The 13135-nt window shown below is 73.0% G+C and carries 10 protein-coding genes; 7 read left to right on the top strand and 3 right to left on the bottom strand.

Annotated features, from left to right (window positions below):
- The 3 genes from K7C98_RS32930 to K7C98_RS32920 all read left to right on the top strand — a co-directional run.
- Window positions 1-374, top strand: a 374-nt coding sequence (locus K7C98_RS32930; RefSeq protein ID WP_224195802.1) for a hypothetical protein, incomplete at its 5' end; no start/stop codon positions are given.
- A 69-nt stretch (window positions 375-443) separates the two neighbouring features.
- Window positions 444-749: a DUF3817 domain-containing protein gene (locus K7C98_RS32925; RefSeq protein WP_224195801.1), complete on the top strand. Its 306-nt coding sequence runs from the start codon at window positions 444-446 to the stop codon at window positions 747-749.
- 7 nt (window positions 750-756) lie between these two features.
- The gene (locus K7C98_RS32920; protein WP_224195800.1) at window positions 757-4032 is read left to right on the top strand and encodes a type IIL restriction-modification enzyme MmeI; all 3276 of its coding nucleotides are present in this window, start codon (window positions 757-759) and stop codon (window positions 4030-4032) included.
- A 93-nt stretch (window positions 4033-4125) separates the two neighbouring features.
- Here K7C98_RS32920 and K7C98_RS32915 read toward each other — a convergent pair whose 3' ends face one another.
- The 3 genes from K7C98_RS32915 to K7C98_RS32905 form a co-directional block, all read right to left on the bottom strand.
- On the bottom strand, window positions 4126-4881 hold the full coding sequence (locus K7C98_RS32915; protein ID WP_224195799.1) for a metallophosphoesterase family protein: 756 nt from the start codon (window positions 4879-4881) through the stop codon (window positions 4126-4128).
- Window positions 4882-4884: 3 nt separating this feature from the next.
- Window positions 4885-5682, bottom strand: coding sequence for a nucleotidyltransferase family protein (locus tag K7C98_RS32910; protein ID WP_224195798.1), 798 nt, complete (start codon window positions 5680-5682; stop codon window positions 4885-4887).
- A gap of 157 nt (window positions 5683-5839) precedes the next feature.
- On the bottom strand, window positions 5840-7339 hold the full coding sequence (locus tag K7C98_RS32905; RefSeq protein WP_224195796.1) for a serine/threonine-protein kinase: 1500 nt from the start codon (window positions 7337-7339) through the stop codon (window positions 5840-5842).
- A gap of 662 nt (window positions 7340-8001) precedes the next feature.
- On the opposite strand from K7C98_RS32905, the gene K7C98_RS32900 reads away from it, so the two are divergent.
- The 4 genes from K7C98_RS32900 (at window position 8002) to K7C98_RS32885 (ending at window position 13043) form a co-directional block, all read left to right on the top strand.
- Complete coding sequence (locus K7C98_RS32900) at window positions 8002-9186, top strand: sensor histidine kinase (RefSeq protein WP_224195795.1); 1185 nt, start codon at window positions 8002-8004, stop codon at window positions 9184-9186.
- 233 nt (window positions 9187-9419) lie between these two features.
- Window positions 9420-10916, top strand: coding sequence for a PAS domain-containing sensor histidine kinase (locus K7C98_RS45165; protein WP_224195794.1), 1497 nt, complete (start codon window positions 9420-9422; stop codon window positions 10914-10916).
- Window positions 10917-10977: 61 nt separating this feature from the next.
- Complete coding sequence (locus K7C98_RS32890; RefSeq protein WP_224195793.1) at window positions 10978-12291, top strand: adenylate/guanylate cyclase domain-containing protein; 1314 nt, start codon at window positions 10978-10980, stop codon at window positions 12289-12291.
- A complete protein-coding gene (locus tag K7C98_RS32885) occupies window positions 12288-13043 on the top strand; it encodes an amidohydrolase family protein (RefSeq protein ID WP_224195792.1) in 756 nt (251 codons plus the stop codon). Before K7C98_RS32890 ends, K7C98_RS32885 begins: the two co-directional genes overlap by 4 nt.
- Window positions 13044-13135: the final 92 nt, after the last annotated feature.

Genomic DNA, 13135 nt, shown 5'->3' with positions numbered 1-13135 from the left:
CCCACGTCCCGAACCCGACCCTCGACACCAGCAGCACCGACCCGGGCACGACCACCACGACCACCGACCCCGGGACATCCACGACCTCCACCGGGGGCACCACCGGCCCGGCCGGGCCGTGCGACGGGCTGGACCAGGAGGCGTGCACCGCCGACGCGGCATGCACGGCGATCCGCGGCAGCCCGCCCGACGCGCGGAACGAGTGCTTCGGCCCCTGGCAATTCCTCGCGTGCATCGAGGCGACCGACTGCGGCCAGGTCCTCACGCTCGCCTGCCCCGAGGGCGCCCAGGAGGCGTGGCTGTTCGGGAGCACCTGCATCCCGGACGACTTCGCGGTCTGCGACGGCGAGATGTTCGCCGTGGTGTGCCCGTGAGCCCGCGGCGGATCGTCGCAGCCCGACAAACGGTGGTCGCGCCGTTCCGGACGCGCTAGCTTCACGCCGATGCTAAGCACCGAGATCGGCCGCTTCCGCCTCGTCAGCCTCCTCGAAGGCATCTCGTTCCTCGTGCTGCTGGGGATCGCCATGCCGCTCAAGTACGCCGCCGGGATCCCCGAGGCCGTCCGCTACGTCGGCTGGGCGCACGGCCTGTTGTTCGTGCTGTTCATCCTCGCCCTGCTCTCGGCCTCGACCGCCGCGCGCTGGCCGCTGTCGAAGATCGCCGGCGCCTTCATCGCCAGCGTCGTCCCCTTCGGCGCCTTCGTGCTCGAGCGCCGCCTCCGCGCCGAGGAGCGGGCCGCCGGGGGCTGAGCCTCTCATGCCCGCGCCGCGCGTCCTCGTCGCGCAGATCGCCGCCGCCCTCGACGCGGCCCTCGCCGACCCGAGCCCCGAGCTCGTCCGCGCCGCCGAACACGACGGCGCGGCCGCCCACGCCGCGCTGCTCACCGACGCGCTCCTGACCCTGCCCGCGGCCCTGTTCGTCGAGCCTGCCGCGGATGACCTGCCCGATCGGTCAGCCGCGGCCCGCGGCCCGCCCGGCCCTTCAGACCTGTCCCTCCAGACATCTTTCTTGAACAGGGCCCCCTCGGCCGCCGCCGCCCGCGACCCACCTGTCCTCTCGGACACTCGCCTCTTCGCACCCGCCGCCGAACCGCGCCCCGTCGCGCCGGTCGCCTGCGACCCGCCTGTCCTCTCGGCCACTCGCTCGTCGGCTGCGACTGCCTCTTCGGCCGCCCGCGACCCACCTGCCCCTTCGGACATCCGCTCGCCGCCCGCGACTGCCTCTTCGGCCGCCCGCGACCCACCTGCCCCTTCGGACATCCGCTCGCCGCCCGCGTCTGCCACTTCGGCCGCCCTCGCCCCCCCTGTCCCTTCGGACGCGCGCGTCTCCTCGCCCGCTCCTGCTGCCACCCGCGAGTCGCCTGTCCCCTCGGACACTTTCTCATTCGGCGCCGCGCCGCCCGCCTCCGCCGCTCCGGCCGCCCGCGATCCGCCTGTCCCTTCGGCCACCCGCATCTCCTCGCCCGCCGCTCCGGCCGCCCGCGATCCGCCTGTCCCTTCGGCCACGTCCTCCTTCGGCGCCTCGCCCACCGCCTCCGCGCCCCCGGCCGTCCGCGACCCGCCTGTCCCTTGGGACATCTCATCTTTCGCTCTCGCGCCCCCACCTGTCCTTTCGGACCGGTCCCCACTGCCGATCGAGGCGCTCGGCGAGGTCTACGCCGCGCTCGCCGGGCGGCGGATCGTCCGCCTCGACGCCGACGCCGTCGCGCTGCGCGACCTCCAGGGCCGCGCCTTTTTTATAAACTTGCCCGGGCTCTTGGCGGTGCCCGAGGCGCTGCGCGCTCATCACCTGCGCGGCCTCGGCCTCGCGCGGGAGGCCGCCCGGCGGTGCGTCCGCGAGCTCGCCGGCGTGAGCGACGAGGCGGCAGCGCGCCGGATCCTCGCCCGCGCGCGCGGCGACCCCTCGCCGCGCCCTGGTGCCCTGGTCTTTCAGCCATCTCCCGATCGCCGCCGCGCCGGCGCCTACTACACCCCGCGCGTCCTCGCCGACGTCGTCGTCGCCGCCGCGCTGCGGCCCCTCCTCGCCGCGCTCGGCCCCGACCCGACGCCCGACCAGCTGCTCCGCCTGCAGATCTGCGACCCCGCCATGGGCTGCGGCGTGTTCCTCCTCGCCGTCGCCCGCCGCCTCGCCGTGCACCTCGTCGCCGCCTGGTCGCGCGCCGGCGACCTCCCGCCCGAGCCGCACCGCCTGGCCCGTCGTCTCGTCGTCGAGCGCTGCCTCTTCGGCGTCGACGCCGACCCGCACGCCGTCGCCCTCGCCCGGCGCTCGCTCTGGCTGCTCTTCGGGACAGGTGAGCCGCCGCCCGAGTTCCTCGCCCGCGCCGTCCGCCACGGCGACGCCCTCCTCGGCCTCGACCGCGACGGCCTCGACGCCTTTCACTGGAAGCCCGGGCCCGTCGTGCCTGCGATCGCCGCCGCCGTCGCCCGCGACCCCGAGCTGGCCGCGCGGCTCGGCGATCTCCTCGTCGGCGCGTTTCTGTCCCAAGAGACAGACCGCGAGCGCGAGCGCGAGCGCCGGCGCCGCCTGCTCGTCGTCGAGGCCTGGCTCGCGCGCGGCGGCGGCGATCACGAATTCCCGCGCTTCCATGTGCCCGTCCCGCTCGCGCCGCCGCTGCACTGGCCGCTCGCGTTCTCGCGGCCGTTCGACGCCTTCGTCGGCAACCCGCCCTTCCTCGGCGGCAGCCAGATCTCCGGCGCCTTCGGCGACGCCTACCTCGCCTGGCTGCTCGCCCTCCACCCGGGGAGCCACGGCAACGCCGACCTGTGCGCCCACTTCCTCCGCCGCGTCGACGGCCTCCTGGCCGCCAGCGGCACGATCGGCTTCATCGCCACCAACACGATCGGCCAGGGCGACACCCGCATCACCGGCCTGCAGGCCCTGCTCGCGCGCGGCCACCTGCTCTACGAGGTCACGCGCGACTTGCCCTGGCCGGAGAGCGCCGCCGTCACGGTGGCGATCGTGCACCTCGCCCGCGGCGCCGCCGCTGCGGCCGCCGGTCCGTGCCTGCTCCACGAGCCGGCCGGTGACCTGTCCCCCGGGACATCCGAGGAGTCACCGCCCTCGCACCGCACGCGCACCGTCGCCGCCGTCTCCTCGCACTTGCAGCCCGGGCGCGAGCTGCCCGATCCGCGACCGCTGGCCGACAACCGCCGGATCGGCTTCGCCGGCAGCAAGATCTACGGCCAGGGCTTTCTCCTGACCGTCGGCGAGCGAGCCGCGCTGGTCGCCCGCGATCCTCACAACGCGCGGCGGATCTTCCCGTACCTCGGCGGCGACGACATCCTGCGGGGCGGCGGTCCGCGGCGCCACGTGATCAACTTCGGCGCGTGCAGCCTGGCCGAGGCCGAGGCGCACCCCGACCTCCTGGCGATCGTGCGCGCGCGGGTCCAGCCCGAGCGCGAGCGCAACGCCCGCGAGTTCCGCCGCCGCTACTGGTGGCGCTTCGGCGAGGTCGCGCCCGGCCTGTACGCCGCGCTGCGGGGCCTGGAGCGCTGCGTCGTCAATTCGCAGGTCGGCAAGCACCTCGTGTTCGACCTCGTCCCCACCGGCTATGTCTATAGTCATACCGCCTACGTCTACGCCACCCCCGCGCCGCTCAGCCTGTTCGCCGTCTTGCAATCGCGAGTCCACGAGGTCTGGGCCCGCCGCCTGGCCTCCTCGATGAAGACCGACCTGCGCTACTCGATCGCCGACTGCTTCGCCACCTTCCCGTTCCCGAGCCCCGGCCCGCGCGTCGAGCACCCGCGCCTCGCCGCGCTGGGCGAGCGCCTGCTCGCCGCCAGGGCCGCCGCGCTGGCCGCCGCGCCGCGCTCGCTCACCGCCCTGTACAACGCCCTCCGCGACCCCCGCGAGCCCCGGCTCGCCGACCTCCGCGCCGCGCACGAGGCCCTCGACCGCGCCGTGCTCGCCGCCTACGAATGGACCGACCTGCAGCTCCCGCCGTGGACGCAGCAGCTCGCCGGCGCGCCCGTGGCCGCCGAGCTGTTCGACCGCCTGCTCGCCGTCAACGCCGCCCGCCCCGCGTCTGCTTGATCGCCTGCGCTCTCACCGGTCACTGACAGAGAGTTGCGACGACATGGCGAGCGCGAGCAAGCGATTCGCCCGCACCAATGACGCGGCGGCGCGTCAGTCCGCCGGCCCGGCCGTCAGCTCGATCAGCCGGAAGTGCGGCCCCTCGGGGTGGAGCCGGCGCATCAGCGGCAGCGCCACGTTGTAGACCGGCACCCCGTTGCTCATCTGTCCCTCGGGACAGCCCTTGTGCGCATGGCCGTGGATCACCGCCGTCACCGGGTAGCGCATCAGCGGCTCCTCGAGGCGGCTCGAGCCGAGGAACGGGAAGATCTCGAGCGGTTCGCCCTCGACGGTCGCGCGGATCGGCGAGTAGTGGAGCAGCGCCAGCCGTTGCGGCGTGCGCAGGCGGGCCAGCGCCGACTCGAGCTTGAGCGCCTCGTCGAGCGTCTCGCGGACGAACGCCTTGGTCCCGGCCTCGCCCCACGGGCCGAGCGAGTAGCGGCCGAAGCCGCCGCAGAAGCCCTTGATGCCGGCGATCCCGACCCCGTGGACCTCGACCGACTCGCCGTCGAGCACGCTCACCCCGGCGTTCGAGAGGATCTCCTTCACCTCCGTCTCGTGGCCGGACTCGTAGTCGTGGTTGCCGAGCACCGCCACGATCGTCGCGCGCAGGCCGTGGAGCTCGCGCGCCAGCACGTGGGCCTCCTCGACCAGCCCGTAGTCGGTCAGGTCGCCGCACATCACGATGACGTCGGCCGCCTGGGCCGCCTGGGCCAGCAGCGGCGCCAGCGCTCCGTGTGAGTGTTTGGTGCAGTGCAGATCGCTCACCGCCGCGATTTTGACCGTCGTGCCCGTCGCCGCCACATCCATCGTTCACCTGCCGTGCTTGTCGATCGCTGCTGTCCAGTGGGCGATGTCCTCGCGGGACATCCACCGCTCCTCCAGCCGCGCGTCGGCCAGCTCCCAGCGGTCGATGTCGGTCAAGTATTGCTGTCTCGAGAGCAATGTCCCCTTGCACATGCTCGTGTGGACGTAGTTGTCGCGGCGCAGGCGGTCGAGCAGGTGGACCATCACCGGGCCGGGGATCTTGCTCTGTTCGCCGGGGTAGATGAAGCCGAACAGGATCAGGTGCGAGAGCAGCACGCGGAAGTGGTCGCCGAAGCGGCGGACCAGGCGGGACCAGTCGATCTCGTCGGCGCAGGAGCGCAGCACGTGGGCCACGTCGGCGCCGTCGAAGCGCTCGCGCTCCATGATGAACGCCTTGCTCCACACCATCTCCTCCGGCGGGACCAGCAGCACCTCCTGGTCGAGCACCACGTCGTGGCGCGCGTGCCGGAACCATTGCGTGTCGACCCGCGCGACCGCGTTGCCCGAGCTGAAGATGACGTCGACGAAGTCCTCGCCGCAGTGGGCCTTGCCGAGCCAGTGCGGGAACGTCAGGTCGCAGGTGAAGCCCTCCGCCGCCAGCACCTCGAGCGTGCGGCGGGCGTCGTCGGGCAGCACGAAGATGTCGAGGTCCTTCGTGTGACGCTCGATCCCCGTGTAGCGGGCGAATGCGTAGGCTCCCCCCACCATGAACGGCACCTGCGCCGCCGTCAGCGCCGCCATCGTCTGGACGTAGAAGGCCCGGGCTTGCGGGTCCACGAAGTCGGTCGCGCGCGCCTCTGCCATGGGTTCTGGAGTGTGAGCACCGCCGCGCCGCGCGTCGAAGCGGCGCCCGCGACGCCCGCGCAAACCTGTGCTGCGCGTCAATTTAAGGCGCCCGCGGTCGGTTCGGCGGAAATCCCGCCAGCGCGTTCGCGCGGCCGGCGGCGCCAGAACACCGAGGTCAGAACACCGAGATCGACAGAGCGGCCTCTTCGCGGGTCGACCGCGCGTTCTGGCGCAGGTGCCAGACCGCGCCGGCGGCCGCGAGGGCGAGCACCCACGGCGGGATGCGGCCCCAGCCGCCCGGGCCGTCGCCTGACCCCAAGGACAGGTCGAGCAGGCGCAGGCCCAGGAACGTGGCCGCGTAGACCATGCCACCGGCGCTGACCATCGCGCCGAGCGAGCGGGCCCAGGCCACCGCGCGCGGGCTGTTGCTCCACACCTCGCGCTGCAGGTAGCGCACGTAGAGGTAGCCCGGGGTGGCCGCCACGCCGATCGCCGCGACCACCGCGAGGCCGCCGGCCAGCGACGACGCCGAGAAGATCAGCGCCAGCACGTCGGCCAGCCCGCCGATCAGGATCGCCGCGCCGATGCCCGAGTAGGCCGCGATCTCCGGCCGGGCGCGCCGCGCCACCGCCGACAGCTCGTCGATGTCGGTCGCCGTGCGGGCGGCCAGCGAGCTCGACGCGCGCACGGCGATCGCCTCGGTCGGGGCGACGAAGCCTGCCAGCGCCGCATCGAACTCCTCGAGGGTCGCGTAGCGCTGCGCCGGCTCGCGCGCCATCGCCCGCTGCAGCACCATCTCGAACGCCTCCGGCAGGTCGCGGAAGATCGCGCGCGGCCGCGGCGGCTCCGACGTCAGCACCGCGTGCAGCGCCGCCGCCGAGTCGTCGTGGTCGAACGGAGGCCGCCCGGTCACGCAGCGGTACGCGATCGCGCCGAGCGCGTAGAGGTCGGCGCGCCCGTCGACCTTCGACCCGCGCGCCTGCTCCGGGGCCATGTAGGCCGGCGTGCCCATGATCATGCCGGTCTGCGTTTGGCTGGCCTTCGGGTCATGTAGCTTGGCGATGCCGAAGTCGATCAGCTTGACCGTCGGCTGGGCCGGGTCGCCGACGAGGAACAGGTTGGTCGGCTTGAGGTCGCGGTGGATGACCCCGCGCGAGTGGGCGACCGTCAGCACCGCCGCGGCCTGGCGGAGGATGTGGACCGTCTCGCGCACGCCGATGCGGCCGACGCGGTCGAGGTGTTGTCCGAGGTCCTCGCCGACCAGCCGCTCGCACACGATGAACGGCGTCCCGTCGAGGGTTTGGTCGACATCGTGGATCTGCACGACGTTCGGGTGTTCGATCGTCCCCGCGATCTCGGCCTCGCGGCGGAAGCGAGACACCACCTCGCTGTCGCTCGCCAGCACCCGGTGCAGGATCTTCACCGCCACCGTGCGGCCCGGCAGACGGAGGTGCTTCGCCTCGTACACCCGGCCCATGCCGCCGTCGCCGATCACCGCCTCGATGTGGTACTTCTCGGCCAGCGTCGAGCCGATGTACGGATCGTCGCTGTTCGAATCGACCGCCACCAGCTCGACCGCGTGCCGCGGGCAGACCTTGTAATCGAGCGGGAAGTGCTCGCCGCACGTCGGGCACCGTCGCGGCAATACGGTGCGGTCATGCTCGCCCGGGCTCATGGCCGGCAGCATAAGAGATTTCCGGTCCGCGGCGCTATCGCGCGTCCGCTCACGCGCAAATCGGCCCCGACCGCGTCCGCCCGGGTCTGCGCCCGCGATCCAGGCCTCCCCGGCGAGCGCCGCTCCGCGAGCCCCGCGCCCGGCGAACGTCGCCGCGCCGCCCCTTGACTCTCGCCCACGTAACCCCCCGGTCCCTGGGCGCGACCCGCACGGGGAGATCGCCGCCGACCGCCCCCGCCGGCAGACTCTTGCTCGCGGCCACGCCGGGTGCGCGCCGACCTCCCACGCGTCCGCCGCCGAGCCTCGCCCCTCGCGCCAGCGCCCGTCGGCACTCCGCCCTCCGCCGCCCACCACCTGTCCCTTCGGACATCAAATCACACCCTCTACTACATACAGTTCATGATGTGAATCGACTTGCGGCCGCGACCGGGCCGTCCTGCCAATCATCAATCTCTGACATCAGCACATTCGCGGCGTCGGCGAGCCGGCCCCCGAGCGTCGCCGCCGGACCCCAGCGAATCTTTGTCGCGGCTGTCGAAGGTTCGAATACACCGTTCTTCGCGATCGCTCATTCACGGTGTCGCGATATCAGCCGCCGTGACGGCCTCTTGTTCAGCCGGGGGCCCGGGATTATCCTCGCCGCGCTCGGTATGGACGAATCGATGTTGACCTTGCGCCGGCTGCTCGCGGCCCACGAGGAGGCGATCATCGAGACCGGCACCGCGTGGGTGCGCGAGGTGGCCGCGGTCGACCTCGCCGGGCGGCCGGCGAGCGAGACGCGGGCGCTGGTGGCCGAGAGCGTGCGGACTTATGCCGCGCTGCTGCTGGCTGGTGACCCGCGCCCGCGCGACGCCTTCATCGAGCGCGTCACCACCCTGCGCTCAAACCTGCGGTTCCGCATATCGACGCTGCTGCGCGGCTTCTTCGCCTTTCACCGCGCGCTCGAGCCGATCCTCGCCCGCGACAGCGTGCCGCATCAGCTCGCCTTCGACATCCTGCGCCGCGTCGACGCCGCCTGCTTCGAGGCCGCCTTCCTCACCGCCGACACCTACGCCCGCAAGCTGCACGAGGTCGTCGACACCGCCCAGCGCGAGCTGCTGCGGCGGGAGAAGCTGGCCGCGCTCGGCGGCCTCGTCGCCGGCGTCGCCCACGAGATCAACACCCCGCTCGGCGTCGCCATCACCGCCGTCTCGCTCATGCAGGACTGCGTCGACGAGCTCAGCCACGCCTTCGCGGCCGGCGGCCTGCGCCAGCGAGACCTGCGGGACGGCCTCGCCCGCGCTGGCGAGGCCGGCGGCATGGCCCTCGGCAACCTCCAGCGCGCCGCCGGCCTCGTCACCGGCTTCAAGCAGCTCGCCGTCGACCAGAGCAGCGAGTCGCGCCGCCGCGTCGCTCTCGGCCCCCACCTCTGCGAATTGGTCGCCAGCCTGGCCCCCCTGTACCGCCGGGGGCCGCACCGGGTGGACGTCGACGTCCGCGCCGCCGTCCTCGTCGACACCTACCCCGGCGCATTGGCCCAGATCGTCACCAACCTGCTGCAGAACGCCCTCGTACATGCATTCCCCGAAGGACATGTCGGAACGGTCACCCTGTCGATCGCCCGCGCCGACGACGGCCGCGTCGAGCTCGGCTGCGCCGACGACGGCGTCGGCATCCCGCCCCGGCTGTTGCGGCGGATCTACGAGCCCTTCTTCACCACCGCGCGCGGCAGCGGCGGCAGCGGCCTCGGCCTCCACATCGTCCACAACCTCGTGACCGAGCTGCTGTGCGGCACGATAGACACCGAATCCGAGCCGGGACGCGGCGCCCGCTTCACGATCCGCTTCCCCGCCGACCCCGGAGCATGACCCCCAACACCTCCGCTTCACGATCCGACGCCGGAGCATGACCCCGCCCCACCTCCGCTTCACGATCCGCATTCCCTGCCGTCGCCGAAGCATGACCCCGCCCCACCTCCGCTTCACGATCCGCTTCCCCGCCGCCGGAGCATGACCCCACCCCCCTCCGCTTTCACGATTCGCTTCCCCGCCGACGCCGGAGCATGACCCCGCCCGACACTCACCGCTGTCCCTCGCGCCATGTGCCCTCGCCGAGCGCGCCGCACCTCGGGCGGCTCGAGCTCGACCCGCGCCTCGTCATTCGCTGCTTCGACGCCGGCTTCGCCGCGATCGCCGGCGACCGCGCCGGCGAGGTCCTCGGCCGCCCTCTCGATGCCCTGTTCAGCGTCCGCGATCGTCGCGGGATCCTCCGCTTCGACGAACTCATCAGCCACAGCGACGCCGACAACATCGACCTCACGATCGCCCTTCGTCTCGGCGCGCGCGAGGTCCTGACGCGCCTCTTGCTCAGGCGCACCGACGTCGGCTGGCTCGCCTTCATCGAGGATCTCGGCGGCGCCGGCAACCTCGTGTCCGAGCTGGCGCACAGCCGCGAGCTGTGGCGCGAGGTCGTGCATCAATCGGCCGAGGGCATCGCCGTGCTCGGCGGCGACGGCCGCCTGCTCGAGTACAACCCTTCGTTCTTCCGCCTGCTCGACCTCCGCTCGACCCGCAACATCCCGCTGAGCGAGGACGCCCTGCGCGGCGCCGCGCTCGTCGACCTGCTGATCGACGACTCGCTGGTGGTGCTGCGCGACTACCTCGCCGGTCGCAGCGCGCTCGGCCGCGAGCTGCAGCACCGCGGCCGCTGGCTCGAGTTCGCCGCGCGACCGCTCGCCCTGCCGCGCCATCGGTTCGCCGGTCTATGGCTGTCGCTGCGCGACGTCACCGAGCGGCGCCGCGCCGAGCGTCTGCGGGCCGCCCTCGACGCCACGCGCGAGGAGCTGCTGCGCAAGGAGAAGCTGGCCGCGCTCGGCGGTCTCGTCGACGGCATCGCCCTCGAGATCGGCAACCCCCTCGGCGTCGCCGTCACCGCCGCCAGCCTCACCCAGGACCGCCTGCAGGAGCTCCAGGCCTCCTTCGAGGCCGGGATCCTGCGCCAACGCGACATGCGCCACCATCTGGAGCAGGCGCTCGCCGCCGCCGACATGGCCCTCCTCAACCTGCGCCGCGCCGCCGGCCTCGTCATCGGCGTCAAGCAGGTCGCCGTCGACAGCTCCGAGAAGGTCCGCCAGGACATTTCCGTGGGGACATATGTGGGCGCCGTCGTCGCCAGCCTGAGCCCGCTGTCGGCCGGCTCGCCGCACCGCGTCAGCGTCGAGGTCCGCCGCGATCCGACCGCCGCCGTGTTCCCCGCCGCCCTGGCGCAGATCGTCACCAACCTCGTGCACAACGCCCTGAGTCACGCCTTCCCCTCGGGCCGGGTGGGCACCGTCGTCCTGTGGGTCGATCAGGTCGCCGGCGACCAGATCGAGCTCGGCTGCCGCGACGACGGCGTCGGCATGACGGCCTCGACATTGCCGCGGATCTACGAGCCCTTCTTCAGCACCGCGCGCGACCGCGGCGGCAGCGGGCTCGGCCTCTACATCGTCCACAACCTCGTCACCGACCTCCTGCGCGGCACGATCGTCGCCCGTTCGGCCCCCGAGCGCGGCACCACCGTCATCGTCCGCTTCCCCGCCCGCCCCGGAGACCCGTGACCGACGACGACGAGTACCACCGTCTTCGCCCACTCCCCACACTTACCATTTTAAAAAGCCTATGACCCCTCACGACGACGACCTGGTCCAATTCCCCGCCGACGACGAGCCCGTCCCGGTACCCGTGAGCGCGCAGCCGTGGAAGATCCTCGTCGTCGACGACGACCAGGAGGTCCACGACATCACTCGCCTCGCCCTCGCCGGCCTCGCCGTGGACGGTCGGCCCGTCGCCCTTCGCTCGCTGCACAGCGCAGCAGCCGCCCGCGACGCCCTCGCGGCCGAGCGCGACATCGGCGTCGTCATGCTCGACGTCGTCATGGAGTCCGACCACGCCGGCCTCGAGCTGGCGCGGTGGATCCGCCACGACCTCGGCGACTCGCATGTCCGGATCGTCCTGCGCACTGGCCAGCCCGGGCTCGCACCTGAACACAAGGTCATGTCCGATTATGACATCCACGATTATCGCGACAAGACCGAGCTCACCGCCCGCCGGCTCGCCACCACCGTCCTCGGCGCCCTCCGTTCGTACCGCGATTTGGTTGCGATCGCCGAGCTCCACCGGCGCGAGCGAGTGTTGGCGGCCGCCTGCGCCCGCTTCGTACCGGAGCGGCTGTTGGCCCTGCTCGGCCGCTCCGACGCCGCCGAGGCCGTCCTCGGCGACCAGGTCGAGCGCGAGATGACCGTGCTCGTCGTCGACCAGCGCGGCTTCACCGACCGCGCCGAGCGGCAGACCACCCGCGACACCTTCGCCGCGCTCAACCGCTTCTTCGCCGCCATCGTCCCGCCGATCGACGAGCAGCGCGGCGTCGTCGACAAGTACCTCGGCGACGGCCTCATCGCCGTGTTCCCCGACTCCCCCGTCCACGCCGTGCGCGCCGGCCTGGCGATCATCGCCCGCGCGCGCGACCTCGGCGTCGACGTCGGCATCGGCGTCCACCTCGGCCCCGTCACTTTCGGCCTCGTCGGCGCCGACGGCCGCATGCAGAGCACCGTCGTCGCCGAGACCGTGCAGCTCGCCGCCCACGTCGAGCGGCTCACGCGGCGCTTCGACGTCGCCCTGCTGGTCACCGAGGCGGTGCACGCTCGCCTCCCGCCCGAGCTCGCCGGCGACGCCCGTCCCCTCGGCGTCAGCCGCACCGCCGGCAAGCGGCGCCCGGCCGCGGTCTTCGAGGTCTTCAGCGCCGACGCGCCCGCCCTGCGCGCCGACAAGCGGGCCACCCGTGACGCCGTGGTGACCGCCGTGCGGGCGATGGCGGAGTGGCGGATGGCCGAGGCCGAGCAGGTGCTGGCCGGGTTGACCGTCGAATACCCCGGCGACCTCGCCCTGGCCGTGCTACGCGAGGAGTGCCGCCGCCACCGCCACGCTGTCTCATGATCTTCGACGCCCACCTCCACGTCATCGACCCGCGCTTCCCGCTGGTCGAAAATCACGGCTGGCTGCCCGAGCCGTTCCCGGTCCGTGAGTACATGTCCCAGGCGACATCTCTCGGCATTTGCGGCGGCGCCGTCGTGTCCGGCTCGTTCCAGGCCTTCGACCAGACCTACCTCGAGGACGCGCTGGCCCGCCTCGGCCCGGGCTACGTCGGCGTCACGCAACTGCCGGCCGACGCGAGCGACGCCGAGGTCCTGCGCCTGCACGCCGCGGGCGTGAGGGCCGTGCGCTTCAACCTGCGCCGCGGCGGCTCCGCGGAGCTCGCCGACCTGGAACCGCTGGCCCGCCGCGTCCACGACCTCGCCGGCTGGCACGTCGAGCTCTACGTCGATTCCACCGCGCTGCCCGAGCTCGTCCCGCGACTGCGGGCATTGCCGCGGGTCAGCATCGATCACCTCGGCCTCTCGCGCGCCGGCCTGCCCGCATTGCTCCGGCTCGTCGAGCACGGCGTGCGCGTCAAGGCCACCGGCTTCGGCCGCGTCGACTTCGAAGTCGCCCCCGTCCTGCGCCAGATCGCCGCCATCGCTCCCGATGCGCTGATGTTCGGCACCGACCTGCCTTGCACCCGCGCCCCGCGCCCGTTCACCGCCGCCGACATCGACCTCCTGCGCGACGCCCTCGGCCCCGAGCTGGCGCGCCAGGCCCTGTGGGACAACGCCGTCGCCTGGTATCGCCTCCCCGCCCTCGCCGCGTGACCGCGCCGTCTCGCCCCGGCCGCGGCATCGCACGACGCGCACGAGCGGCACGGCAGAGCCTCCGCCGCCCCGGCTCGACCGGGACATGGAAG

The sequence above is a fragment of the Nannocystis pusilla genome, assembly GCF_020073745.1.
Lineage (GTDB): Bacteria > Myxococcota_A > Polyangia > Nannocystales > Nannocystaceae > Nannocystis > Nannocystis radixulma.
The sequence above is the reverse complement of the archived record's forward strand: the minus strand, read 5'-3'. Positions and strand labels throughout refer to the sequence as shown.